This window comes from Citrobacter sp. RHBSTW-00029, assembly GCF_014104295.1.
In the GTDB taxonomy this organism is placed as follows: Bacteria; Pseudomonadota; Gammaproteobacteria; order Enterobacterales; family Enterobacteriaceae; genus Citrobacter; species Citrobacter youngae.
Genome location: NZ_JABXRT010000001.1, coordinates 346,379 through 371,599 on the forward strand (window position 1 = coordinate 346,379; position 25,221 = coordinate 371,599).

The 25,221-nt window shown below is 52.6% G+C and carries 23 protein-coding genes and 1 pseudogene; 16 read left to right on the plus strand and 8 right to left on the minus strand.

Features of this window, described 5'->3' with window-relative positions; all coding sequences use genetic code 11:
- Position 1: 1 nt before the first annotated feature.
- Complete coding sequence (eno, locus tag HV041_RS01695) at positions 2-1,300, plus strand: phosphopyruvate hydratase (RefSeq protein ID WP_003034129.1); 1,299 nt, start codon at positions 2-4, stop codon at positions 1,298-1,300.
- Positions 1,301-1,369: 69 nt separating this feature from the next.
- Here eno and HV041_RS01700 read toward each other — a convergent pair whose 3' ends face one another.
- Positions 1,370-2,479, minus strand: a complete 1,110-nt coding sequence (locus HV041_RS01700) for an SDR family oxidoreductase (protein WP_048213070.1) — start codon at positions 2,477-2,479, stop codon at positions 1,370-1,372.
- A 429-nt stretch (positions 2,480-2,908) separates the two neighbouring features.
- Between HV041_RS01700 and queE the strand changes: the two genes are divergently transcribed.
- A complete protein-coding gene (queE, locus tag HV041_RS01705; RefSeq protein WP_048213069.1) occupies positions 2,909-3,580 on the plus strand; it encodes a 7-carboxy-7-deazaguanine synthase QueE in 672 nt (223 codons plus the stop codon).
- A gap of 39 nt (positions 3,581-3,619) precedes the next feature.
- Here the strand turns inward: queE and HV041_RS01710 are convergent, their stop codons facing one another.
- Positions 3,620-5,098: an FGGY-family carbohydrate kinase gene (locus tag HV041_RS01710; RefSeq protein WP_182294037.1), complete on the minus strand. Its 1,479-nt coding sequence runs from the start codon at positions 5,096-5,098 to the stop codon at positions 3,620-3,622.
- A 27-nt stretch (positions 5,099-5,125) separates the two neighbouring features.
- Positions 5,126-6,424: an MFS transporter gene (locus HV041_RS01715; protein ID WP_121584991.1), complete on the minus strand. Its 1,299-nt coding sequence runs from the start codon at positions 6,422-6,424 to the stop codon at positions 5,126-5,128.
- Positions 6,425-6,742: 318 nt separating this feature from the next.
- Here HV041_RS01715 and HV041_RS01720 point away from each other — a divergent pair, with 318 nt between their 5' ends.
- The 5 genes and pseudogenes from HV041_RS01720 to HV041_RS01740 all read left to right on the plus strand — a co-directional run bounded on the left by HV041_RS01720 (position 6,743) and on the right by HV041_RS01740 (position 12,063).
- A complete protein-coding gene (locus tag HV041_RS01720) occupies positions 6,743-7,528 on the plus strand; it encodes an SDR family oxidoreductase (protein ID WP_121584990.1) in 786 nt (261 codons plus the stop codon).
- A gap of 59 nt (positions 7,529-7,587) precedes the next feature.
- The gene (locus tag HV041_RS01725; RefSeq protein ID WP_121584989.1) at positions 7,588-9,042 is read left to right on the plus strand and encodes an FAD-binding oxidoreductase; all 1,455 of its coding nucleotides are present in this window, start codon (positions 7,588-7,590) and stop codon (positions 9,040-9,042) included.
- A pseudogene (locus HV041_RS01730) lies at positions 9,032-10,452 on the plus strand (MFS transporter). Before HV041_RS01725 ends, HV041_RS01730 begins: the two are co-directional and overlap by 11 nt.
- Positions 10,430-11,212, plus strand: coding sequence for an electron transfer flavoprotein subunit beta/FixA family protein (locus HV041_RS01735; protein ID WP_121584988.1), 783 nt, complete (start codon positions 10,430-10,432; stop codon positions 11,210-11,212). The pseudogene HV041_RS01730 and the gene HV041_RS01735 overlap by 23 nt, the downstream one beginning before the upstream one ends.
- Positions 11,209-12,063 (plus strand): electron transfer flavoprotein subunit alpha/FixB family protein, encoded by an 855-nt coding sequence (locus HV041_RS01740; protein WP_121584987.1) that lies wholly within the window; start codon positions 11,209-11,211, stop codon positions 12,061-12,063. The genes HV041_RS01735 and HV041_RS01740 overlap by 4 nt, the downstream gene beginning before the upstream one ends.
- On the opposite strand, the gene HV041_RS01745 is transcribed toward HV041_RS01740, so the two are convergent.
- From HV041_RS01745 to queD, 4 genes are all read right to left on the minus strand, one after another.
- Positions 12,060-12,635, minus strand: coding sequence for a glycerol-3-phosphate responsive antiterminator (locus HV041_RS01745; RefSeq protein WP_061547655.1), 576 nt, complete (start codon positions 12,633-12,635; stop codon positions 12,060-12,062). The genes HV041_RS01740 and HV041_RS01745 overlap by 4 nt on opposite strands.
- 16 nt (positions 12,636-12,651) lie before the next feature.
- Positions 12,652-12,912 carry a ferredoxin family protein gene (locus HV041_RS01750; protein ID WP_121584986.1) on the minus strand — a complete coding sequence of 87 codons (261 nt, stop codon included), beginning with the start codon at positions 12,910-12,912 and terminating at the stop codon, positions 12,652-12,654.
- Positions 12,903-14,174, minus strand: a complete 1,272-nt coding sequence (locus tag HV041_RS01755) for an FAD-dependent oxidoreductase (protein ID WP_121584985.1) — start codon at positions 14,172-14,174, stop codon at positions 12,903-12,905. The genes HV041_RS01750 and HV041_RS01755 overlap by 10 nt, the downstream gene beginning before the upstream one ends.
- Positions 14,175-14,255: 81 nt before the next feature.
- The gene (gene queD / locus HV041_RS01760) at positions 14,256-14,618 is read right to left on the minus strand and encodes a 6-carboxytetrahydropterin synthase QueD (protein ID WP_048213068.1); all 363 of its coding nucleotides are present in this window, start codon (positions 14,616-14,618) and stop codon (positions 14,256-14,258) included.
- A 305-nt stretch (positions 14,619-14,923) separates the two neighbouring features.
- On the opposite strand from queD, the gene cysJ reads away from it, so the two are divergent.
- The 3 genes from cysJ (at position 14,924) to cysH (ending at position 19,271) form a co-directional block, all read left to right on the plus strand.
- Positions 14,924-16,723, plus strand: coding sequence for an NADPH-dependent assimilatory sulfite reductase flavoprotein subunit (cysJ, locus tag HV041_RS01765; RefSeq protein WP_165712612.1), 1,800 nt, complete (start codon positions 14,924-14,926; stop codon positions 16,721-16,723).
- A complete protein-coding gene (gene cysI, locus HV041_RS01770; RefSeq protein ID WP_048213066.1) occupies positions 16,723-18,435 on the plus strand; it encodes an assimilatory sulfite reductase (NADPH) hemoprotein subunit in 1,713 nt (570 codons plus the stop codon). The genes cysJ and cysI overlap by 1 nt, the downstream gene beginning before the upstream one ends.
- A 101-nt stretch (positions 18,436-18,536) precedes the next feature.
- Positions 18,537-19,271 carry a phosphoadenosine phosphosulfate reductase gene (gene cysH, locus HV041_RS01775; RefSeq protein ID WP_048213065.1) on the plus strand — a complete coding sequence of 245 codons (735 nt, stop codon included), beginning with the start codon at positions 18,537-18,539 and terminating at the stop codon, positions 19,269-19,271.
- 44 nt (positions 19,272-19,315) lie between these two features.
- Here the strand turns inward: cysH and HV041_RS01780 are convergent, their stop codons facing one another.
- Entirely contained in the window at positions 19,316-20,359 is a 1,044-nt protein-coding gene (locus HV041_RS01780; RefSeq protein WP_061068477.1) for an aminopeptidase, read from the minus strand.
- A 254-nt stretch (positions 20,360-20,613) separates the two neighbouring features.
- On the opposite strand from HV041_RS01780, the gene cysD reads away from it, so the two are divergent.
- The 6 genes from cysD to ispD all read left to right on the plus strand — a co-directional run bounded on the left by cysD (position 20,614) and on the right by ispD (position 25,176).
- Entirely contained in the window at positions 20,614-21,522 is a 909-nt protein-coding gene (gene cysD / locus HV041_RS01785; protein WP_048213063.1) for a sulfate adenylyltransferase subunit CysD, read from the plus strand.
- A 9-nt stretch (positions 21,523-21,531) separates the two neighbouring features.
- On the plus strand, positions 21,532-22,959 hold the full coding sequence (cysN, locus tag HV041_RS01790) for a sulfate adenylyltransferase subunit CysN (RefSeq protein ID WP_115642965.1): 1,428 nt from the start codon (positions 21,532-21,534) through the stop codon (positions 22,957-22,959).
- A complete protein-coding gene (cysC, locus tag HV041_RS01795; RefSeq protein ID WP_048213061.1) occupies positions 22,959-23,564 on the plus strand; it encodes an adenylyl-sulfate kinase in 606 nt (201 codons plus the stop codon). Before cysN ends, cysC begins: the two co-directional genes overlap by 1 nt.
- Before the next feature lie 47 nt (positions 23,565-23,611).
- Entirely contained in the window at positions 23,612-23,935 is a 324-nt protein-coding gene (locus tag HV041_RS01800; protein WP_048213060.1) for a DUF3561 family protein, read from the plus strand.
- Between the two features lie 215 nt (positions 23,936-24,150).
- Positions 24,151-24,462, plus strand: a complete 312-nt coding sequence (ftsB, locus tag HV041_RS01805; protein ID WP_003034163.1) for a cell division protein FtsB — start codon at positions 24,151-24,153, stop codon at positions 24,460-24,462.
- An 18-nt stretch (positions 24,463-24,480) separates the two neighbouring features.
- Positions 24,481-25,176 (plus strand): 2-C-methyl-D-erythritol 4-phosphate cytidylyltransferase, encoded by a 696-nt coding sequence (gene ispD / locus HV041_RS01810; RefSeq protein WP_048213058.1) that lies wholly within the window; start codon positions 24,481-24,483, stop codon positions 25,174-25,176.
- Positions 25,177-25,221 lie beyond the last annotated feature (45 nt).

Here is a 25,221-nt window from a genome sequence, read left to right on the forward strand (position 1 = left end):
AATGTCCAAAATCGTTAAAATCATCGGTCGTGAAATCATCGACTCCCGTGGTAACCCGACTGTTGAAGCCGAAGTACACCTGGAAGGTGGTTTCGTTGGTATGGCAGCAGCTCCGTCAGGTGCTTCTACTGGTTCCCGCGAAGCACTGGAACTGCGCGATGGCGACAAATCCCGCTTCATGGGTAAAGGCGTACTGAAAGCTGTTGCAGCTGTTAACGGCCCGATTGCTCAGGCTCTGCTGGGTAAAGATGCTAAAGATCAGGCTGGCATCGACAAGATCATGATCGATCTGGACGGTACTGAAAACAAATCCAACTTCGGTGCAAACGCCATCCTGGCTGTGTCCCTGGCGAACGCCAAAGCAGCTGCTGCTGCTAAAGGCCTGCCGCTGTATGCACACATCGCTGAACTGAACGGCACTCCGGGCAAATACTCCATGCCGGTTCCGATGATGAACATCATCAACGGTGGTGAGCACGCTGACAACAACGTCGACATCCAGGAATTCATGATTCAGCCTGTTGGCGCTAAAACCCTGAAAGAAGCTGTACGTATGGGTTCTGAAGTGTTCCACAACCTGGCTAAAGTTCTGAAAGCCAAAGGTATGAACACTGCAGTGGGTGACGAAGGCGGCTATGCGCCGAACCTGGGTTCCAACGCTGAAGCTCTGGCGGTAATCGCTGAAGCGGTTAAAGCAGCTGGCTACGAGCTGGGCAAAGACATCACTCTGGCGATGGACTGTGCAGCGTCTGAATTCTACAAAGACGGTAAATACGTTCTGGCTGGCGAAGGCAACAAAGCATTCACCTCCGAAGAATTCACTCATTTCCTGGAAGAACTGACCAAACAGTACCCGATCGTGTCCATCGAAGATGGTCTGGACGAGTCTGACTGGGATGGTTTCGCATACCAGACTAAAGTACTGGGCGACAAAATCCAGCTGGTTGGTGACGACCTGTTCGTAACCAACACCAAGATCCTGAAAGAAGGCATCGAAAAAGGCATCGTTAACTCCATCCTGATCAAATTCAACCAGATCGGTTCTCTGACCGAAACTCTGGCTGCGATCAAAATGGCGAAAGACGCTGGCTACACCGCTGTCATCTCTCACCGTTCTGGCGAAACTGAAGACGCTACCATCGCTGACCTGGCTGTTGGTACCGCTGCAGGCCAGATCAAAACTGGTTCTATGAGCCGTTCTGACCGCGTTGCTAAGTACAACCAGCTGATTCGTATCGAAGAAGCTCTGGGTGAACAAGCTCCGTACAATGGTCGTAAAGAGATCAAAGGTCAGGCGTAATCCTGTTCTTTCTCTGATTTAAAAATGCCAGCCTTCGGGCTGGCATTTTTTTGCCTGCACAATAGCAACCTATTTAAAGTCCACTGCCATTTGCTGTGGAATAGTCAGCCCACGTGTCGTCTGTACACAGCGCTCAATGTAATCGGTAAAACGCGGCGGCTTCGGCATCCCCATGCTGAGCAGCTTATCATTGCTGAATCGCACGTTCAGCGTTGCGAACGCGCCGTAAAGACGCATGGCTTTCAGCATTAGTCGTTCGTTGCAGGGGCCAAAAATATTCTTCAGTTCACGGCGCATTTGGACCAGCGTTTCATAGCTGACCTGTGCGTATTTATTGCCGACGGGAGCTTGTTCCAGCGCAGATGCCATCGCGTTATCAATATCTGCAAACCTCACGCTATTTTCTTCTCCTGCTGAGATGTGCACCACTTCACCGCGAGCAAGTGGACTGCTCAGTAACATCAGCAATGCATCGGCGCAATAATCAACCGGGATCACGTCAATACGGTCTTCCATCGAACACATAAATTTTTGTAGCATCAGACCCATGCTGAATACCCAGAAAATACTGCTGGAGGGTTTACAGCCGTGATGAGTATGGCCAACAACGATCGAAGGCCGCGCGATAACCAGTGGTAATGTTGGGCACTCCTGTTGCATCAGACGTTCTATCGTGGATTTAGAGTGCGTATACTCAACCAGATGCTCAGCACGCTCGCGAAACTCTGCACTTTCGGCCACCAGTGAATCGGGGTCTGGGGAGCATGACATTGCTGTACCAACGTGAAGAAAACGCTGCAGGCTGCCGACACAGGCCATTCTCCGGGCGAACTTCAGCGTTCCTTCGACATTGACTTTCCAGATAAGCGGGTTGTTGCCAAAAGAGGCGACGGCGGCGCAATTGATGACATGAGTAACCTGGCCCAGACGCGGGTCGTTAAGAAACGCTTCAGGTTCTACTAAATCACCCAACAGGATATTCCGCGGGCTAAGTGTGGCCAGTTTTTCTTCTGCAATATTGAATTTGCGCAGATTTTCCTTTATCCGTTCCAGCGCTGATACATCATTACTGGCACGAACTAAAAGCAGCAGATTAAATCCATTTGTCTGATTCAGAATGTTTTCTAAAACGGCTCCGCCCAAAAAACCGGTTGCGCCAGTAATTAATAGTGTATTCATGAATGCAGTCTCATTAGGGGTGGTTGACTGGATTCTAGGCGCGGATAATTAAACGGAGATTAAATGGAAAATTAGCGTAAGTTTAGGTTTCTTAAGCCTATTCTAATATAAAAAGATACCGCGGATCGAATTTGACTATACGTGATACTAATAAATTCATAATTTCATGTATCCGTTTGTACATGCTTGAAATATTTTACTTTTAAAATATTTATACTATTTTTATAAGGTTATTATCAATAATATTTTGTTACATCAAAACGCTGCCTGAACAGCTATGAAATTAGATCACAGCTATTCGATCATTGCAGGCGCAAACACGAGATCATGTTTCATGATTTTTAACTCAGGGGACAGCGCAGCCGGGGGCAAGACCTGAGCGTGCAAATCTGCAATAATACGCGTCCATAACCCTAAACAGAGATGACTATGCAGTACCCGATTAACGAGATGTTCCAGACCCTGCAAGGTGAGGGTTACTTTACCGGCGTCCCCGCCATTTTTATTCGTTTACAGGGATGCCCGGTTGGCTGTGCCTGGTGCGATACCAAACACACCTGGGATAAGCTTGAGGATCGGGAAGTCTCCCTGTACAGCATCCTGGCTAAGACGAAAGAGAGTGATAAATGGGGGGCGGCGAGCAGTGAAGATCTGCTGGCTGTTATTCAGCGTCAGGGCTATACCGCCCGTCATGTGGTGATAACCGGTGGTGAGCCCTGCATTCATGACCTGATGCCGCTGACTGACCTGCTGGAAAAGAACGGCTTTAGCTGCCAGATTGAAACCAGCGGCACCCATGAAGTGCGCTGTACGCCGAATACCTGGGTGACCGTATCGCCGAAGGTAAATATGCGCGGCGGTTATGATGTGCTGTCGCAGGCGCTGGAGCGCGCGAATGAAATCAAACATCCGGTTGGTCGCGTTCGCGATATTGAAGCACTGGATGAACTGTTGGCCACGTTGAGCGACGAAAAACCACGAATCATCGCCTTACAGCCAATCAGTCAGAAAGAAGATGCGACGCGTTTGTGTATTGATACCTGTATTGCGCGTAACTGGCGTTTGTCGATGCAAACCCACAAATATCTGAATATTGCCTGACAATTAAGCCGGGTGGATTTCATCCGCCCGGCATACTTATTACGCGTTTGACCAGCTTTGAATGGCGTCAACGTTATCCAGATTACCGTGAGTGACCTCATACGACTTTTTCAAAATCACATCGGTATACTGAGTTAAATCCCTGAAGATTCCTTTATTTAACGCCTCATAGCGTTTGGCGTTTTGTTCAACTGGCATAAACACATCTTTGACCCGGACCATATTTTCGATGGCCGCTTCGTAGGAAGGATACAGGTCCAACCCTACCGCGGTATTGATCGCCGCTCCGAGGCTCGCGCAGCCGTTAATGGCGTTACGCCTGGCCGGGAGGTTGAACACATCGGCAAAGATTTGCATAAACAGATCGCTGTTTGAACCACCGCCGGTAATGATGATGTGCTTAGCGAAATGGTTCATTTCATTGCACATATTGTCGTAGTTATTTTTTAACGTCAGCGCCACGCTTTCCAGAATCGAGCGGTAAATCCACGCATAGTCCATGCTGGAGTCAAAGCCTATCATAATGCCGCGTTTGTATGGCTCCCATGGGTTGGTCAGCCAGTCGAGCACGGTCATCAGGCCGTTACAGCCAGGAGGGACAACTGAGGCTTTTTTGTTGAGCAGATCCTCCGGTGAGAGTCCCTGTGTTTTGGCATCCTGAATCAAGGATTCGCCCAGCATGTCCCGCAGCCAACTGACCGTCCACATCCCCTTACGAATGCCATACCCTTCATACAGCAACGTTTCAGGAATGGAAGACATAATCGGCCAGTATGCGACGGGATCTTTAGGCAACGCTTTACCGTTCATCATCAGGGCGATATAGGTGCCTAACGAAATCACCGCCGTTTCATCGTCCAGCAACCCCGCGCCGAGTGCTTCGACCGGCTTATCGCTGGTGGTGCAGACAACGGGTAAACCCGCCGGAAAACCGGTAGCGAAAGCCGCCTGTTCGGTAAGATAGCCTAAGATTGCCCCCGGCATCTGCACATCGAATAGCATGTGGCGGGGAATGTTAAACTTCTTCATCACCTCATCATCGTCGCTCCACGACCAGGTTTTATAATCCACCGGCCACTGGCCAAAGTAATTGGCGATGTTGTCTTTGAACTCGCCGGTTAAGCGGTGCGACAGGTAGCCCGAAAATGAGGTAACCCAGGCCACATCAGGATTGGTATGCTCATAAGGTCGGGTGACGCGGGCGTCCTGCCAGCTGATTAACGGTTCCGCAGGTGTGCCGTCAGCTTTGAGTAGCGCGCGGCAACAGCGGATAGAACCCAGCCCGATGCCGACAATATCTTCTTTATGGCCCGCAAATTGATTCATCAGATCCTTTCCGGCGAAGCATAAAGAGGTCCATAAATCATCGTCGGGATGTTCTGCCGTATCAGCATCCGGGGTGTACATCTGCTGTAACAGGCCTTTTCCTTCACAGACCACATTCCCCTGCAGATCGTACATCACTACTTTAGTGCTTTGGCTCCCGCCATCGATTCCAATGATGTATTTCTTTGACATGATTATTTCTCCTTTAAATTGTCATCATCACTCGCCAGTGGTTTCAGCGGCCAGTGATGTCATCTTTTCCGGTGCGGTGTTAGCGGTGCGAATTTTGCGAAACAATAAGAAAGTGAACAGGATGACCAGGCATAGCGCCGCCAACCCCATTAACCACATATTGCGATAGGCTTGTGCCGCCGGGAGCGTGTCCTGCCAGTGGCCTACGATCGGATAAACAAACACGTCGGGTAGAAAACCGATCACCGAACAGATCCCCACGGTGGTTCCCATGATGTAAGACGGCGTTCTGGCTTCGCCGGGACAGGCCCAGTAGAGTCCACGCGAGGCGTAACAGGTGAATCCCAGTAACAGAATCAGGCCGATACCCATGGCGACGGACTGCGGGTTCGAGTTGGTGGCTAGCAGCGCAATAAGCGCCAGCACGCCAACGATAGACAGCAACTGAATGACGCGGGTCGGCGATTTCACCTTGCTATAGGTGGTAATAATGCCGCCCAACGGCCCGCAAATGGCGCGGAAAATCTTGTTGATGACAATGCCCATGTAGCTCGCCGCGACCAGCGACATACCGTACATTTCGGTCAGATAATTAGTGGAGTAACTGAGGATGGCGTAGATCGTAAAGACGCCAAAAATGACCATGCTGCAATACCAGGTCGTACTGATGCGTAGCACCGCGAGAATATCGCTGAGCTGGAAGGGGTGCTTTTCTTCTTTCGCCGCGATGCTGTGGCTGTTACCGTCGCTGACGAAGAACCAACACAAAATTCCCAGTAGGATGTAGACCACGCTATAAATCAGGATCACGGCTTTCAGGCTATTGCTGTCATCGGGGGCGAAACGAGAAAAGACCCACATAGTAAATACGGCCAGTGACATGACCCCAACACCGCGCAGGCCTTCCATCCAGCCCATGATTTTCCCTTGTTCGCTGTGATCCCCTAGCAGCGAAGCGGCTTTAATTGATACCGACCACAGCATCAGGATGGTAGTGATGGCAAATGCAACCTGAATACAGAGCATGACCCACAGCGGTGGATACGTCATCATCAGCAAACCGAGCAATCCGGTAATAATCATCGCTGAAGTAATCATTTTGCGATGCGAAAATTTATCGGCAATAACGCCGCTGGGCGCATACAAAATAATAGCCGCAATACCAAAGGTACTCATTATTAATCCGATTTCGGTATTGCTAAATCCCATGAATTTTGCCATGGGAATTTGATATATATAACGTAAATAAGCCAGATCAAAACTGACACCGCCGCTGAAACTAATAATTGCGAGGGTTATCCAACGGCGATATGAATTGTTATGCATATTGAATTCTCATGTTTAACAGACAAAAAAAAGAGAAAAGTAAACCGCCCTTTCAGGTGGATTACTTTTCTCAGGTCTCTAGTAATTGCACTTAGAAATAACATGGACGGATTGATTATAGTGTGAGAATAATCACGATTCTTGTTTTTGGCTATCACGATAAAATTAACGAGCATCTGTGATTTTGATCACGTTAGATAATTTATGGTTGTGCTAAAAATTTAGTCCAGTTACCAGAGATAATGAGAAAGGTGACTTCCCTCTTGCGGGGGGAAGTTGCCTTTCTTTTTTTTTGCCTAAAGGAATTTGGAGCTAACTATGTCAATCGAATCTCTCAACGCATTCTCAATGAATTTTTTCTCCCTGAAAGGGAAAACGGCGATCGTTACGGGCGGCAACAGCGGTCTCGGTCAGGCTTTCGCGATGGCGCTGGCGAAAGCGGGGGCAAATCTGTTTATCCCAAGCTTTGTAAAAGATAACGGCGAAACGAAGGAAATCATTGAGAAACAAGGCGTTGAAGTTGAATTTATGCAGGTGGATATTACCGAAAAAGGTGCGCCGCAGAAGATTATCGCCGCCTGCTGCGAGCGTTTTGGCACCGTCGATATTCTGGTGAATAATGCCGGAATTTGTAAGCTGAATAAGGTGCTGGACTTTGGCCGTGCGGACTGGGATCCGATGATTGATGTTAACCTGACGGCGGCCTTTGAACTAAGCTATGAAGCTGCAAAAATTATGATTCCGCAAAACAGCGGTAAAATTATTAATATTTGTTCATTGTTCTCTTATCTTGGTGGTCAGTGGTCACCAGCCTATTCGGCTACCAAACATGCACTGGCTGGTTTTACTAAAGCATATTGCGATGAATTGGGACAATATAATATTCAGGTTAACGGTATCGCACCGGGATATTATGCGACAGATATTACGCAGGCCACCCGCAGTAACCCGGAAACCAACCAGCGGGTATTGGATCATATCCCGGCAAATCGTTGGGGAGATACTCAGGATTTAATGGGGGCAGCGATATTCCTCGCCAGTCAGGCGTCTAATTATGTTAACGGTCATTTACTGGTTGTCGATGGTGGTTATTTGGTTCGTTAAATCTTATCGATAGTTTCTGTTTTATTCATTATTCTGTTAATTATCAGGAAGGAATAGCTATGCCTTTATCTCGCGAAGCGATTGTTGACCAGTTAAAAGAAATTGTTGGGTCCGATCGCGTAATTACCGATGAAACGGTATTAAAGAAAAACAGTATTGACCGCTTTCGTAAATATGCTGATATCCATGGCGTCTTTACGCTACCGCTACCAGCTGCGGTTGTTAAGTTAGGCTCGACCGACCAGGTTTCTAACGTGCTGGCCTTTATGAACCAGCATAAGATCAATGGCGTTCCACGTACCGGAGCCTCTGCGACGGAAGGGGGGCTGGAAACCGTGGTTGAGAATTCCGTGGTGCTGGACGGCGCCGGAATGAACCAAATCCTGAATATTGATATCGAGAATATGCAGGCGACCGCACAGTGTGGTGTGCCGCTGGAAGTGCTGGAAAATGCGCTGCGGGCTAAAGGCTACACTACCGGACACTCGCCGCAGTCTAAACCTCTGGCGCAGATGGGCGGCCTTGTGGCAACCCGTAGTATTGGTCAATTTTCCACGCTCTACGGCGCAATTGAAGATATGGTTGTCGGCCTCGAGGCCGTACTGGCGGACGGCACCGTCACCCGCATCAAAAACGTCCCCCGCCGCGCAGCCGGCCCGGACATTCGCCACATCATTATCGGCAACGAAGGTGCACTGTGCTATATCACTGAAGTAACAGTGAAAATATTCAAGTTTACCCCGGAAAACAACCTCTACTACGGCTACGTTCTGGACGATATGAAGGTTGGCTTTGAGATTCTGCGTGAAGTGATGGTGGAAGGATATCGTCCGTCGATCGCTCGCCTGTACGATGCGGAAGATGGCACCCAGCACTTCACCCATTTTGCTGATGGCAAATGCGTGCTGATCTTTATGGCTGAGGGCAACCCGCGGCTGGCGAAAGCCACCGGGGAAGGCATTGCGGAAGTTGTGGCACGCTATCCGCAGTGCCAGCGAGTGGACAGCAAGCTGATTGAAAACTGGTTTAATCACCTGAACTGGGGGCCGGAAAAAGTGGCTGCCGAACGTGTGCAGATCCTGAAAACCGGTAATATGGGCTTCACTACTGAGGTTTCAGGCTGTTGGAGCTGCATCCATGAGATCTATGAAAGCGTAATCAATCGTATTCGTACCGAGTTCCCGCATGCGGATGATATCACCATGCTGGGCGGTCATTCCTCCCACAGTTATATCAATGGTACCAACATGTACTTTGTGTATGACTACAACGTGGTGAACTGTAAGCCTGAAGAGGAAATTGATAAGTACCATAACCCGCTCAACAAGATTATCTGTGAGGAGACGATTCGCCTCGGCGGTTCTATGGTGCATCACCACGGCATTGGCAAGCATCGCGTTCACTGGAGCAAGCTGGAACATGGCAGCGCGTGGGCGTTGCTGGAAGGGCTGAAGAAGCAGTTTGATCCGAACGGAATTATGAATACGGGCACGATCTACCCGATTGAGAAGTAGTTATTTATACGGCTTCTCAAATGAGGAGCCGTAATTTTACCGGACTATGAAGGGGTAGAAATGAACACTTCACCGGTGCGAATGGATGATTTACCGCTAAACGGCTTTCACTGCCGTATTGCCGCGCTGACTTTTGGCGCACATCTTGTTGATGGCTATGTCCTTGGTGTCATCGGTTACGCCATTATTCAGCTCACTCCCGCTATGCATCTGACGCCTTTTATGGCTGGCATGATCGGCGGTGCGGCGCTGTTAGGGCTTTTTATCGGCAGCCTGATTCTGGGATGGGTTTCGGATCACTATGGTCGACAAAAAATTTTCAACTTCAGCTTTGTACTGATCACCGTTGCCTCATTTCTTCAGTTTTTTGCCACCACGCCCGAGCAGTTGATTGGCTTGCGGATCCTTATAGGGATAGGCCTGGGCGGAGATTACTCTGTGGGGCACACGCTGCTGGCCGAGTTTTCACCGCGTCGACACCGTGGGATTCTGCTCGGTGCATTTAGCGTGGTATGGACAGTGGGTTACGTACTGGCAAGTATTGCTGGTCATCATTTTATTAGCGAAAACCCGGATGCCTGGCGTTGGCTGCTGGCATCGTCTGCTTTACCTGCGCTATTGATTACGCTGCTGCGCTGGGGAACGCCAGAGTCGCCGCGCTGGCTGATGCGTCAGGGGCGGTTCGCTGAAGCTCATGCCGTGGTGCACCGCTGTTTTGGTATGCACGTACAACTGGGCGATGAGGTAACGAAAGAGACGAATAAACATATCAGAACCCTGTTCTCATCACGCTACTGGCGGCGCACGGCTTTTAATAGCATCTTCTTTGTTTGCCTGGTTATCCCTTGGTTCGTTATCTACACCTGGCTACCGACGATTGCCGAAACCATTGGTCTTGAAGACGCGTTAACTGCCAGCCTGTTGCTGAATGCGCTGCTGATCGTGGGCGCGCTGCTGGGTCTGGTATTAACACATCTGCTGGCCCATCGCCATTTTCTGCTCGGCAGCTTTTTGCTGCTGGCGGCGACATTAATCGTGATGGCCTGCTTACCGCCTGGCAGTCACTGGACGCTGCTGCTTTTTGTCTTATTCAGCACCACGATTTCGGCGGTCAGTAATCTGGTGGGGATTTTACCGGCGGAAAGCTTTCCCACCGACATTCGTTCGCTGGGGGTGGGATTCGCCACCGCTATGAGCCGACTCGGCGCAGCAATCAGCACCGGTTTACTGCCATGGACTCTGGCGCAATGGGGGATGACGGTCACGCTGCTGCTATTAGCTGGCGTATTGCTGATCGGCTTCGTGGTGACCTGGCTATGGGCACCGGAGACCAAAGCGTTGCCGCTGGTGGCGGCCGGAAGCGGCGACCAAAGACAAGGAGGTACAAATGAACATTCTGTTGGCGTTTAAGCCCGAACCCGATGCCAGCATGCTGGCGGAAAAAGACTGGCAGACGGTCGCCCAGGGCACCTGCGGGCCGGATGTTTCTCTATTGCGCTGCGCCATCGGTGCTGATGAACAGGCTGCTGCCGCGCAGCTATTGGCCCAGCGTGGTGTGGGCTGTGAGATGACCCTGATCGCATTAAGCATCGGTGATGAGCGGGCACTTCACTGGCTGCGTTATTTTGCCGCGTTAGGTTTTGAGCAGTCGGTGTTGCTGGATACAGCGGCGGATCTGCGCTTTGCGCCAGAATTCATTGCCCGACAGATTGCCGACTGGCAGGGCAGACACGGTACTGAACTGATTGTCACCGGCTGTCAGAGCAGCGAGGGGCAGAATGGGCAAACACCATTTTTGCTGGCGGAAATGCTTAACTGGCCCTGTTTCATCCAGGTCGAACGCTTTACCCTTGAGCCACCTTTCATTGTCGTCGAACAGCGAACGATATCCGGTATCCGCCGTTGCCGGGTGCGGCTCCCGGCAGTGATTGCAGTCAGACAATGTGGTGAAGTGGCGCTTCCTGTACCGGGAATGCGTCAGCGTCTGGCCGCGGCAAAAGCGGAGATTGTGCGCCAGCCCGTGTCCTGCGATGAAATCCCCAACGTTCAGTGCCAGAAGCTGACGCGACCGACGCAGCGGCGCTGCGCCATGATAATCGACGGTGCGACGGCGCAGGAAAAAGCCCTGCTATTGTGGAACGACTATTTGCGCCAGAGGATGCTGCCATGAAGATCGCGCTGATTACGCAAAGTGGCGAATGTGCGGCAATCGCCAACTGGGTTGCAGAAAACGGACTTTCCAACATGGAACTGGAGCGCTGGACCCTAGAGCCGCCGCCGGATGTTGCAGAGCAGGTGCTGGATGCGCTGGCGGCGCAGTGGTCGCTGACGCCGGCCGATATCCTTATCTTTCCTGCCGGGCCGCTGGGGGATGAGCTTGCGACGCGACTGGCCTGGCGACTGCATGGCGGCAGTCTTTGCCAGGTACAGACGCTGGAGGCGCAGCAGGGGTTGGTTAACAAATCTCATTGGGGAAATGCGCTGATGGCAACATTGCACGTTACCGCGAGTCCCTTATGTATTTCTCTGACGCGCGAGCCCGAATTGAGCGCGTCGGGAAAGGATCTGCCTGCGATGGCGGAATACCGGATTGTACCTACACTTGCTCCAGACTGGCTGGAGAGCGTGGAAAGCATTGAGCGCGTTACTGCTCATCCTTTGTTACAGGCCGGGCGCGTGCTGGTGGTCGGGCAGGGAAGAAGTGACGTCAGTGCCGATAAAATTACCGCGCTGGGTCAGGCGCTTGGCGCTGAAGTGGGATACAGCCGTGCGCGGGTGATGAATGGTGGCTTTGACGCTGAGCGCGTGATTGGTATCTCGGGCCATCTGCTTGCGCCGGAAGTCTGCATTGTTGCTGGAGCCTCCGGTGCGGCGGCGTTAATGGCCGGAGTTCGTCAGAGCCGGTTTGTGGTGGCGATAAACAGCGATGCTGGCGCGCCTGTCTTTTCGCAGGCGGACGTCGGGATTGTGGATGATTGGCTGCCGGTACTTGAAGCGTTGGCAGCCAGCGCAGGAACTTAATTCAGCTTTTTGGCTAACGTCCAGACGTCGGTGTTGGTGGTAGAAAGAGCCGCCACACCGGCCTTCATCGCATTACGCGCATCCTCTTCATCGCAGACCAACCCGCCAGCTATCAGCGGCTGGCGTATTTTTTCTGTCACCCATCCCAGCACTTTCGGCATACAGCCTGGCAGGATCTCAATACAGTCCGGGTTCGACTGCGCTACCTGCTTATCAATGTTGTGAAAAGAGATAGAGTCGACGATAAACAGGCGATGGATGCAGAAAAAGCCCTCTGCCCGTGCCGCTTTCAGCATCGATGCTTTGGTACTGATGATACCGTCCGCCTCGGTGACCAGCTTCAAAAATTGGATCACAACCTCTTTATTCGACGCGCCCTCCAGCAGATCAACGTGGATAAACGCGTATTTACCGGCATTTTTAATTTTTTTCACGATATTGCTGATAGTGCAGATATTACCGTACAGAACAGAGATGAACTGGCATTCAGAATCGATGGCTAATTGCAGGCTGGCGTTGTCTTTCACGGCGGCAATCACCGGATTCTGGCGAAGCAGGTGTAACAGGGGCATAGAATATCCTTGAAAATTAGCCAAATCGATATGTGATGCCAAACCCGGATGCGGGATAGCGCCACTGTTGCAGCGTGGTTTCATCACACAGCAGTCGACAGGTACCACACTCCAGGCAGCCGCGAAAGTCGATCTTAAGTTCACCTTCCGTCGCGAGGGAAAATAGCCCGGCAGGGCAGGAGGCGATCAGCCGTTGTGCCGTTTCGTAATCGACTTTGGTCGCCGGTACAATATGTGAAATGTCGGCGGGACGCCAGGCGTTGCGGGTTACAGACATCGTAAGCTACTGATAATATCGCCTGCCAGATGGCGCAGGCCGTGACGACGAAACTGACGCCAGACTATCTGGCGCAGCGGGGCTACCGGGCGGCAGCCCTGGTGCCAGATTTCACGGGAGACAGACTCCATCAGTTCCGGCCACTGACGATACCATCCGGGGCGTTCCAGCAATGCAGGAACATCCCGATAGCGTTGCAAAACTGCCCACAGCAGGCTGTGCTGGACGTCCTGATGGTAGGCCGGAAACAGGTTTTGCGGCCCATGCTTCTGGCAGGCATTAATCAATGTTTGCGCGGCTGCCTGAGCGCCGATCAGCGCCATATCCATGCCGCGTACGGAGAAACCGGTATTCACACAACTGCGTAGTGCATCACCGACCAGCAGCCAGCCTTCTCCGGCGTATTGTACCGGTAGGCTGTGTAAGCCGCCTTCCGGAACCAGATGTGCGCCATATTCCAGCGGTTCGCTACCTCTGAGCAGCGGATGCAGCGCGGGATGCATCTTGAGTCGCTCCAGCAGTTCAGATGCACTGGTAGTGCTTTGCGCTACCGAGGAGAGTGGGCAAACCACACCGAAAGAGAGCGTCTCTTGATTGGTATAGAGAAATGCACCGCCGGGCAGTTCACCGCAAATATCGCCGCTGAACAGCATTGCCGCGCCTTCGTCTTTGGATAGGCGGAAACGTTCTTCAAGTAACGATTTATCCAGCGCCAGCGTCTCTTTAATCCCTAACGCCATCGAGGTGGTTGAGGGGCGCGGCAGGAAGCCATAGCGTTCCGCCAGCACGCTGTTCGCTCCTTCAGCCAGCACCACATAACGGGCGCGCAGCGTCTCACTATCGGCAATTACGCCGCACACTCTGCCACCTTCAAGATGAAGCGCATCAACCGTCACACCGGTAATCAACTGCACGCCTTCGGCTTCAGCCTGTGCGACGAACCACGGGTCGAAGCGGGCGCGCAGCAGACTCCATGAGTCACCGTCGGGTTGCAAACTGGAATACGTTGTTGCGCCATCACGCGTTAATAGCGAGATATTTTCCTGGGTAATTCTACGTTCCAGCGGGGCCGAGTGTTGGAAGTGGGGGAGAAGTTCGCCGAGCGCATGAGTATACAGACGCCCACCGGAAAGGTTTTTACTGCCGGGAAGTTCGCCGCGTTCAAGAAGCAGAACTGAAAGCCCTGCGCGTGCGCAACGTAAAGCACAAGCGGTGCCTGCTATCCCTGCACCGATGATAATGATATCGAAATCGTCTGACATGTTGTGCTCCAGATATCCAGAGCACATAACCCTAACAGAGTGTCAGTTAAGGAAAATTGACCGTTGCCACAGACGTTACAATCACTCGCCGCGATACACGCAGCCTGCTGTGCAGGTTTCTTTTACCATTACTGCGCTCAGCAGTGGAACCACCGGTTTAACCTGCTCCCAAATCCATTTTGCCAGCACTTCGCTGGTTGGGTTTTCGAGGCCCGGAATATCGTTCAGATAGTAGTGATCGAGTCTGTCGTAGGTCGGCTTAAACGCCGCTTTTAACTCAGAAAAATCCATGATCCAACCGGTATGCGGATCGACTTCACCGGTAATTTCAAGACGCACCATAAATGAGTGACCATGCAGGCGGCCACATTTATGCCCTTCTGGTACATGCGGCAGGCGGTGAGCGGCTTCGAAGGTGAAATCTTTAAACAAGGTGGTGGACATTTTTTACTCTCAAGAATGCGAAAAACCGCCGTAGGGTACCGTAAAGTACAATTTTTATCATTAGTTAAAAGGGCGCTAAGCATCAGAACGTCATATTTACGCTGTTAATGTTTGATAACTATTTATATATCATATAGTTATTAAATCGTTTTTGTCGTTAATGACTATAACTAAAACAGGTTAGTCCATTTGGTTATTTGTTATTTCTATCCCTTCTTTAATTGTTACTATCCCCGCCGTTAACCTTATCTTCAGTTTGGGTTTTATTGCTGAAATCCGCTTTGCTTACTGGAACATGACAACGCATGACGACACAGGCCCCACCTTCCGCTTTGCTACCGCTAAATCCGGAGCAACTGGCACGCCTTCAGGCAGCCACGACTGACTTCACTCCCGCACAGCTCGCGTGGGTTTCTGGCTATTTCTGGGGCGTGCTGAATCAGCAGCCTGGCAGCAATGCGGCGGCCCCTGCGCCTGCTGCTGAAATGCCCGGTATTACGCTTATCTCCGCCTCGCAAACCGGTAATGCGCGTCGTGTGGCGGAAGCCCTGCGCGATGATTTGATCTCCGCGAAGCTCAACGTTACTCTGATCAACGCTGGCGACTATAAATTCAAACAAATCGCCAATGAAAAATTACTGATCGTGGTGGCGTCGACGCAAGGGGAAGGTGAGCCGGCGGAAGAAGCCGTGGCGCTGCATAAATTCCTGTTTTCGAAAAAAGCGCCGAAGCTTGAGAACACCGCTTTTGCCGTGTTTGGTTTGGGCGATACCTCCTATGAGTTCTTCTGCAAGGCGGGGAAAGATTTCGACAGCAGGCTGGCTGAACTGGGTGGCGAGCGCCTGCTGGATCGGGTGGATGCTGATGTCGAATACCAGGCCGCTGCCGCGCAGTGGCGTGAGCGTCTGGTTGAGGTTCTGAAAGCCCGTGCGCCGGCTGCACCGTCTGTGCAAGTTGCTGCGAGTGGTGCTGTAAACGAAGTACACACCAGCCCGTATACCAAAGAAGCGCCGCTGCCGGCATCGCTCTCGGTGAATCAGAAAATCACCGGTCGCGACTCGCTAAAAGATGTGCGCCATATCGAAATCGATCTCGGCGATTCCGGTCTGCGCTATCAGCCGGGCGACGCGCTGGGCGTGTGGTATCAGAACGATCCTGCGCTGGTTAAAGAGCTGGCAGAGCTGCTGTGGCTGAAGGGTGATGAACCGGTCACGGTCAATGACAAAACGCTGCCGCTGGCGGAAGCCTTACAGTGGCACTTTGAGCTGACGGTCAACACCGCCAATATCGTGGAAAACTACGCCACGCTGACGCGCAGTGAATCGCTGCTGCCGCTGGTGGGCGATAAAGCGCAGTTGCAGCATTACGCCGCCACCACGCCAATCGTCGATATGGTGCGTTTCTCCCCGGCACAACTGGACGCTCAGGCGTTAGTTGATCTTCTGCGCCCGCTGACCCCGCGTCTGTACTCCATTGCTTCCTCCCAGGCGGAAGTCGAAAGTGAAGTGCACGTGACTGTTGGCGTCGTGCGTTACGACATTGAAGGCCGCGCCCGCGCCGGTGGTGCCTCCAGCTTCCTCGCCGACCGCGTGGAAGAAGAAGGCGAAGTCCGCGTCTTCATCGAACATAACGACAACTTCCGCCTGCCGGCTAACCCGCAGACGCCGGTCATCATGATTGGCCCGGGCACCGGTATTGCCCCGTTCCGCGCCTTTATGCAGCAGCGCGCGGCCGATGGCGCAGAAGGCAAGAACTGGCTGTTCTTCGGTAACCCGCACTTCACCGAGGATTTCCTCTATCAGGTGGAATGGCAGCGTTACGTGAAAGAAGGCGTGCTGAGCCGTATCGATATGGCCTGGTCACGCGACCAAAAAGAAAAAATCTACATACAAGACAAACTGCGCGAACAGGGCGCGGAACTGTGGCGCTGGATCAATGACGGTGCCCACATTTATGTCTGCGGCGACGCTAATCGCATGGCGAAAGACGTTGAGCAGGCATTGCTGGAAGTGATTGCTGAATTCGGTGCAATGGACATCGAAGCGGCGGATGAATTTTTAAGTGAGCTGCGCGTTGAGCGCCGTTATCAGCGAGATGTCTACTAATGAGCGAAAAATACCCAGGGCCTTTAGTGGTCGAAGGCAAACTGACTGACGCCGAGCGCATGAAGCGTGAAAGTAATTTCCTGCGCGGCACCATCGCGGAAGACCTGAACGACGGCCTGACCGGCGGCTTCCATGGCGATAACTTCCTGCTGATCCGTTTCCACGGTATGTATCAGCAGGATGACCGCGATATTCGCGCCGAACGTGCCGAGCAGAAGCTGGAGCCGCGCCACGCGATGCTGCTGCGCTGCCGTCTGCCGGGCGGGGTGATCACCCCAACCCAGTGGAAGGCCATCGACAAATTTGCCGCTGATAACACCATTTACGGCAGTATTCGTCTGACCAACCGTCAGACCTTTCAGTTCCATGGCATTCTGAAGAAGAACGTTAAGCCGGTACACCAGATGCTGCATTCGGTGGGGCTGGACGCACTGGCGACCGCCAACGACATGAACCGTAACGTGCTGTGCACCTCCAACCCGTATGAATCGCAGCTGCACGCCGAAGCCTACGAGTGGGCGAAAAAGATTTCCGAGCATCTGCTGCCGCGCACTCGTGCCTATGCGGAAATTTGGCTGGATCAGGAAAAAGTTGCGACGACGGACGAAGAGCCGATCCTCGGTTCAACCTATCTGCCGCGTAAGTTTAAAACTACCGTGGTGATCCCGCCGCAGAACGATATCGATCTGCACGCCAACGATATGAATTTCGTGGCGATTGCCGAAAACGGCAAGCTGGTAGGCTTTAATCTGTTGGTCGGCGGTGGTTTGTCGATTGAGCATGGCAATAAGAAAACCTACGCCCGTACGGCGAGCGAATTTGGCTATCTGCCGCTTGAACACACGCTGGCGGTGGCGGAAGCGGTGGTGACGACGCAGCGTGACTGGGGCAACCGTACCGACCGTAAAAACGCTAAAACCAAATACACCCTTGAACGCGTTGGTATCGACACGTTCAAAGAGGAAGTGGAGCGTCGTGCGGGGATCAAATTTGAGCCGATCCGCCCATACGAGTTCACCGGTCGTGGCGACAGGATTGGTTGGGTGAAAGGGATCGACAATAACTGGCATCTGACGCTGTTTATTGAAAATGGCCGTATTCTGGATTACCCGGGCCGTCCGCTGAAAACCGGCTTGTTGGAGATCGCGAAGATCCACAAAGGCGATTTCCGTATTACCGCTAACCAGAACCTGATTATTGCCGGTGTACCGGAAAGCCAGAAAGCGAAGGTAGAGAAGCTGGCGCGCGATCATGGGCTGATGAATTCGGTGAAACCGCAGCGTGAAAACTCGATGGCCTGCGTGTCGTTCCCGACCTGTCCGCTGGCGATGGCCGAAGCCGAGCGTTTCCTGCCGTCGTTCACCGACAAAGTGGAAGCGATTCTGGAAAAACACGGCATTCCTGACGAGCATATCGTGATGCGTGTGACGGGATGCCCGAACGGCTGTGGCCGCGCAATGCTGGCCGAGCTGGGGCTGGTGGGCAAAGCGCCGGGGCGCTACAACGTGCACCTGGGCGGTAACCGCATGGGAACACGTATTCCGCGTATGTATCGCGAAAACATTACGGAATCGGAAATTCTCGACGCCGTTGACGAACTGGTTGGGCGCTGGGCGAAAGAGCGTGAAGCGGGTGAAGGCTTCGGCGACTTTACGGTGCGTGCGGGCATCATTCGCCCGGTGCTCGATCCAGCGCGTGATTTCTGGGAATAACATGAATTGCCGGATGGCGGCATAAATGCCTTATCCGGCCTACGCAGACGGTAGGCCTGATAAGCGCAGCGCCATCAGGCAAGGCATACAGCGAGGAACTTATGTCCAAACTCGATCTAAACACGCTGAATGAACTGCCGAAAGTCGAACGCGTATTAGCACTGGCAGAAACCAACGCCGAACTGGAAAAACTGAGTGCCGAGGATCGTGTGGCGTGGGCGCTGGAAAACCTGCCCGGCGAATATGTTCTGTCATCAAGCTTCGGTATTCAGGCGGCGGTCAGCCTGCATCTGGTGAACCAGGTTCGCCCGGATATCCCGGTGATCCTGACCGATACCGGTTATCTGTTCCCGGAAACCTACCAGTTTATTGACGAGTTAACGGACAAACTCAAGCTGAATCTCCAGGTTTATCGCGCGAAAGAGAGCGCCGCCTGGCAGGAGGCACGCTACGGTAAGCTGTGGGAACAGGGCGTCGAAGGCATTGAGAAATACAATGACATCAACAAAGTCGAACCCATGAACCGGGCGCTGAAAGAACTGAATGTACAAACCTGGTTTGCGGGTCTGCGCCGCGAACAGTCCGGTAGCCGTGCACATTTACCGGTATTGGCTATTCAGCGTGGCGTATTTAAAGTGCTGCCGATTATCGACTGGGACAACCGTACGGTATACCAGTATCTGCAAAAACACGGTCTGAAGTATCATCCACTGTGGGATCAAGGCTATCTGTCAGTCGGCGATACCCATACCACCCGCAAATGGGAGCCGGGGATGGCGGAAGAAGAGACGCGGTTCTTTGGGCTGAAAAGAGAGTGCGGGCTGCACGAAGGGTAACGGCTAAAAGCCCGGTAACGTTTACATATTACCGGGCTTCTTCTTCAGGATTTACCTGCTTTCGCCAGTTCTTTTACCAGCGGCAGCATGATGCGTACGACGTCGCGGCTGCGATGCTCAATCCGGCCTGGAAGCGCTTTATCAATATGCTGCTGGTTGTCCAGACGCACGTCGTGCCAGCTGTTACCTGCGGGGAAAGAGGCGGTTTTAGCGCGTTGCTGATAGCCGTCTTTTTTACCCAGGTTCCAGTTGGTTGCTTCTACCGAGAGCACGGCGATTCCCGCTTTGTCGAAGACCTCGGCATCGTTACAACATCCGGTTCCTTTCGGATAGTCTTTGTTCAGGCCCGGGTTGGTACTGGCGACGATACCGCGGCTGTGTGCAATTGCCAGCGCCCGGTCGCGCGTCAGTTTTCGTACGGCTTCCGGGGTTCTTTTCCCACTATTGAAGTAGAGCTTATCCCCGACGATCAGGTTATCGAGGTTGATAACCAGCAGCGTATTTTTCTTCTCAGCCGCACTCATGCGCTTGAGGATATTTTCTGCGCCGAGTTTGCCTTCTTCCTCGCCGCTGGTGGCGATAAACCGAATGCCGTACTGTGTCGGCACATTTTTAAGTTTTTCAGCCAATTCCAGCATGACACCCAAACCTGCGGCGTTATCGTCGATGCCCTGTAAGGTTAATCCGCCCAGATTAGCATCGGAATCGGCATCGCTCAGCGCGGCGTAAGTGTCGAGGTGCGCCATGATAATAATCTGCTGCGGCGCCTTGCCTTCATGCGCTGCAATGACGGTGCTGCCCGTAACGTTATGCCAGTTCTTACGGTTGTCTTTGGCGGTATAAACATAACGGCTATTAAACGTCCGAATATCACTGCGATAGCCCATCTGCTGAAATTGCTGACGTAAATAATCAGCAGATAGCATTTCTGCCGGAGAGCCCGTCACGCGGCCAGGGAAGAATGTTGCGATATATCGGGCCTGAGTATTTGCGATATCTCCAGGTCTGGAGGATGTTGCCTGTGCAGGAAGGATAAAACACGCGCCGAGCGCCATGGCAGCAATAAGGTGGCGCGTTGCGGAAAACATAATGAGTCCTTAAATACCAAGCAGAAATTTTCAGCCGCTAGTATGAAACTGTGATCGAGGTAAAACAATTTCATTTGCTCCTAAATGCCCGAAATCCGGCGGCTTAAGCACTTTTTGAACTTTGCTTTTCCAAATCGTTATTCCTTTGAGGAACTACTCATTCCAATTCGTAATTTCATTCGCTCTCTTGCCCTCCCTATAGTCAGGTTATCTGAACTTCGTTAGCAAAATAACGGCAATACATAGGAACGGTTATGGATCAAAAACGACTTACCCACCTGCGGCAACTGGAAGCGGAGAGCATCCATATCATTCGTGAGGTGGCCGCCGAGTTTTCGAATCCGGTGATGATGTATTCCATCGGCAAGGATTCCAGCGTAATGCTGCATCTGGCGCGCAAAGCGTTTTATCCTGGTTCACTGCCGTTTCCTCTGCTACACGTTGATACCGGCTGGAAATTCAGCGAGATGTACGAATTTCGCGACCGTACGGCAAAAGCCTACGGCTGCGAACTTCTGGTGCATAAAAACCCGGAAGGGGTGGCGATGGGCATCAACCCGTTTGTCCATGGTAGCGCCAAGCATACCGACATTATGAAAACCGAGGGGTTGAAGCAGGCGCTGAACAAATACGGTTTTGACGCAGCATTCGGTGGCGCACGCCGTGATGAAGAGAAATCGCGCGCGAAAGAGCGCATCTATTCCTTCCGCGATCGTTTTCATCGCTGGGACCCGAAAAACCAGCGTCCGGAGCTGTGGCATAACTACAACGGCCAGATTAACAAAGGCGAAAGCATTCGCGTATTCCCGCTCTCTAACTGGACGGAACAGGATATCTGGCAGTACATCTGGCTGGAGAACATCGACATTGTTCCGCTGTACCTTGCTGCAGAGCGTCCGGTGCTTGAGCGCGATGGCATGTTGATGATGATTGATGACGACAGAATCGATCTGCAACCCGGTGAAGTGATTAAAAAACGCATGGTGCGTTTCCGCACGCTCGGCTGCTGGCCGCTCACTGGCGCGGTGGAGTCGGCCGCGCAGACGCTGCCGGAAATTATCGAAGAGATGCTGGTCTCAACCACCAGTGAACGTCAGGGGCGCGTGATTGACCGCGACCAGGCGGGCTCCATGGAGCTGAAGAAACGTCAGGGGTATTTCTAAGGAGCCGCCATGAATACGACACTTGCACAACAAATTGCTAATGAAGGCGGCGTTGAAGCCTGGATGGTTGCCCAGCAACACAAAAGTCTGCTGCGCTTTTTAACCTGCGGTAGCGTGGATGACGGGAAAAGTACCCTGATTGGTCGCCTGCTGCACGACACGCGTCAGATTTATGAAGATCAGCTTTCATCGCTGCACAACGACAGCAAACGTCACGGCACCCAGGGCGAAAAGCTCGATCTGGCGCTGTTGGTTGATGGCTTGCAGGCCGAGCGCGAGCAGGGCATCACCATCGACGTGGCTTACCGTTATTTCTCTACCGAGAAGCGTAAATTTATCATTGCGGATACCCCCGGCCATGAGCAGTACACCCGCAATATGGCAACCGGTGCGTCGACTTGCGATCTGGCGATCCTGCTGATCGATGCACGTAAAGGCGTGCTGGATCAGACGCGTCGTCACAGCTTTATCTCCACGCTGTTGGGAATAAAACATCTGATCGTTGCGATCAACAAAATGGATCTGGTGGATTTTAGCGAAGAGACATTTAACCGGATTCGTGAAGATTATCTGACCTTTGCAGAGCAGTTGCCGGGCAACCTGGATATCCGTTTTGTACCGCTTTCAGCACTGGAAGGTGACAACGTGGCGTCGCAAAGTTTCAGCATGCCGTGGTACAGCGGCCCGACGCTGCTGGAAGTGCTTGAAACTGTTGAAATCCAGCGCGTTGTCGATACTCAGCCGATGCGATTCCCGGTGCAGTATGTGAACCGCCCAAATCTTGATTTTCGTGGTTATGCCGGAACGCTGGCCTCCGGTAGTGTGAAGGTGGGACAGCGCGTCAAAGTGCTACCGTCCGGCGTTGAGTCCAGCGTAGCGCGGATCGTGACCTTCGATGGCGACTTGCAGGAAGCGCATGCAGGTGAAGCCATTACCCTGGTGCTGAAAGATGAGATCGATATCAGCCGTGGCGACCTGTTACTTGATGCCGGTGAAGCGTTGCCGGCGGTACAAAGCGCTGCCGTTGATGTGGTGTGGATGGCGGAACAACCGTTGTCGCCAGGGCAGAGCTATGACATCAAAGTGGCGGGCAAGAAGACGCGTGCGCGTGTTGATAGCGTGGAGTATCAGGTCGATATTAATAACCTTACCCAACGTGACGTTGAAGCGCTGCCGCTAAACGGCATCGGCCTGGTTAATCTGACCTTTGATGAACCGCTGGTGCTGGATACCTATCAGCATAATCCGGTCACGGGCGGCCTGATTATCATTGACCGTCTGACTAATGTTACCGTCGGGGCTGGACTGGTACGCAAGCCGATCGTCCAGGAGCAGGCCACGACATCCCAGTTCAGCGCGTTTGAGCTGGAGCTTAATGCGCTGGTGCGTCGCCATTTCCCACACTGGGGTGCGCGCGATCTGCTGGGAGGAAAATAATGGCGCTGCATGACGAAAACGTCGTCTGGCATGCCCATCCTGTTACGCCGCAACAGCGGGAGCAACACCACGGGCATCGTGGTGTTGTGCTGTGGTTCACCGGACTCTCTGGTTCGGGTAAATCCACGGTGGCGGGAGCGCTGGAAGAAGCGTTGCACAAGCTGGGGGTTAGCACTTATCTGCTGGATGGCGATAACGTGCGCCACGGTCTGTGTAGCGATCTTGGATTTAGCGATGCCGATCGTAAGGAGAATATTCGTCGGGTTGGTGAGGTGGCTAACCTGATGGTGGATGCGGGCCTTGTGGTGTTGACCGCCTTTATTTCACCGCATCGCGCCGAGCGCAAAATGGTTCGTGAGCGGGTTGGCGAAGGGCGTTTTATCGAGGTGTTTGTCGATACGCCGCTGGCGACCTGTGAATCACGTGATCCAAAAGGGCTGTATAAAAAAGCGCGGGCGGGTGAGTTGCGCAATTTTACTGGCATTGATTCGGTATACGAAGCGCCTGAATCGCCAGAAATTCATCTTGATGGTGAACAATTGGTAACAAATTTGGTACCCCAATTATTAGACCTGCTGAGGCAGGAAGATATTATCAGATCCTGAGACACCCGAGCTCACATGCCCGGTCAGTCACGGTCACAGGATTAGATATGCGTAACAGCCATAACATTACTATTACAGAGTCAGATACCTTCGCCGCCGACGACGAAACCACCTGGTCACTACCGGGGGCCGTGGTCGGTTTTATTGCGTGGTTGTTGGCGCTGGGATTCCCGTGTCTGATGTATGGCCCTAATACACTGTTTTTTTTCATTTATACCTGGCCCTTTTTCCTCGCGTTGCTGCCCGTCGCCATTGTGGCGGGTATTGCCCTGCATTCGCTTATGCAGGGACGGCTGCTGCTAAGCGTTACGTTTACCCTGCTGGTGGTCGGGTCGATGTTTGGCGCATTGTTCCTGTGGCTGCTGGGCTAGGTTCACTTCCCTTTTTTCATGGTGAGTGGTGCCGCATACCGGCAGCTCTAATTCAAACCGTAACCAACAATGAGATTATGTTCTCCTTACACGGGGTATACGTAACAACGGGCAAATGTGGTACATTTGCCCGCGTTGTCGCGGCATTCCCGACCGTTGATGTAAAGTTGTCTGCGGAAGTTATGGGATGTAAATGCCGTTTTTCAGGGGGCAGGATGGGTAAACTAACGCTGCTGTTGCTGGCTTTATTAGTCTGGCTGCAGTATTCGCTGTGGTTCGGTAAGAACGGCATACATGACTATAGTCGCGTCAACGATGATGTTGCTGCGCAGCAAGCTACAAACGCGAAACTTAAAGCGCGTAACGATCAGCTCTTTGCTGAAATTGACGATCTCAATGGCGGACAAGAGGCTATTGAGGAGCGTGCGCGCAACGAACTCAGTATGACTAAGCCGGGCGAAACCTTTTATCGTCTGGTGCCTGACGCGTCTAAACGCGCTCAGACTGCAGGGCAAAACAATCGATAAACCGTCCAGGGATTTAACATGGCAGCCACTTTATTGGACGTTTGCGCCGTGGTGCCGGCTGCCGGGTTTGGCCGCCGAATGCAAACAGAGTGTCCTAAGCAGTATCTCTCTATTGGCAATAAAACCATTCTTGAACACTCGGTGGATGCGCTGCTGGCTCATCCCCGGGTGACGCGAGTCGTCATCGCTATCAGCCCAGGCGACAGTCGCTTTGCCCAACTTCCACTTGCTGCGCACCCGCAAATTACCGTAGTGGATGGCGGCAACGAGCGTGCTGATTCTGTCCTTGCCGGTTTGCAAGCCGCAGGGGAGGCTCAGTGGGTACTGGTGCATGATGCCGCACGTCCGTGCCTGCACCAGGATGATTTAGCCCGCTTACTGGCAATAAGTGAAGCCAGCCGTATCGGCGGTATCCTGGCGGCTCCCGTACGCGACACAATGAAACGTGCCGAGCCTGGTAAGACCGAGATTGCTCATACGGTCGAACGCACCGATTTATGGCACGCGTTGACGCCGCAGTTTTTCCCACGCGAGCTGTTGCACGACTGCCTGACGCGAGCGCTCAACGAAGGCGCAACCATTACGGATGAGGCTTCGGCACTGGAATATTGCGGCTTTCATCCGCTGCTGGTCGAAGGACGCGCTGACAACATTAAAGTCACCCGCCCGGAAGATCTGGCGCTGGCGGAATTTTATCTGACCCGAACTATCTAGACACCTCATCCTTCACGCTGCAACGAGGCAGCCTGCAGGATGTTG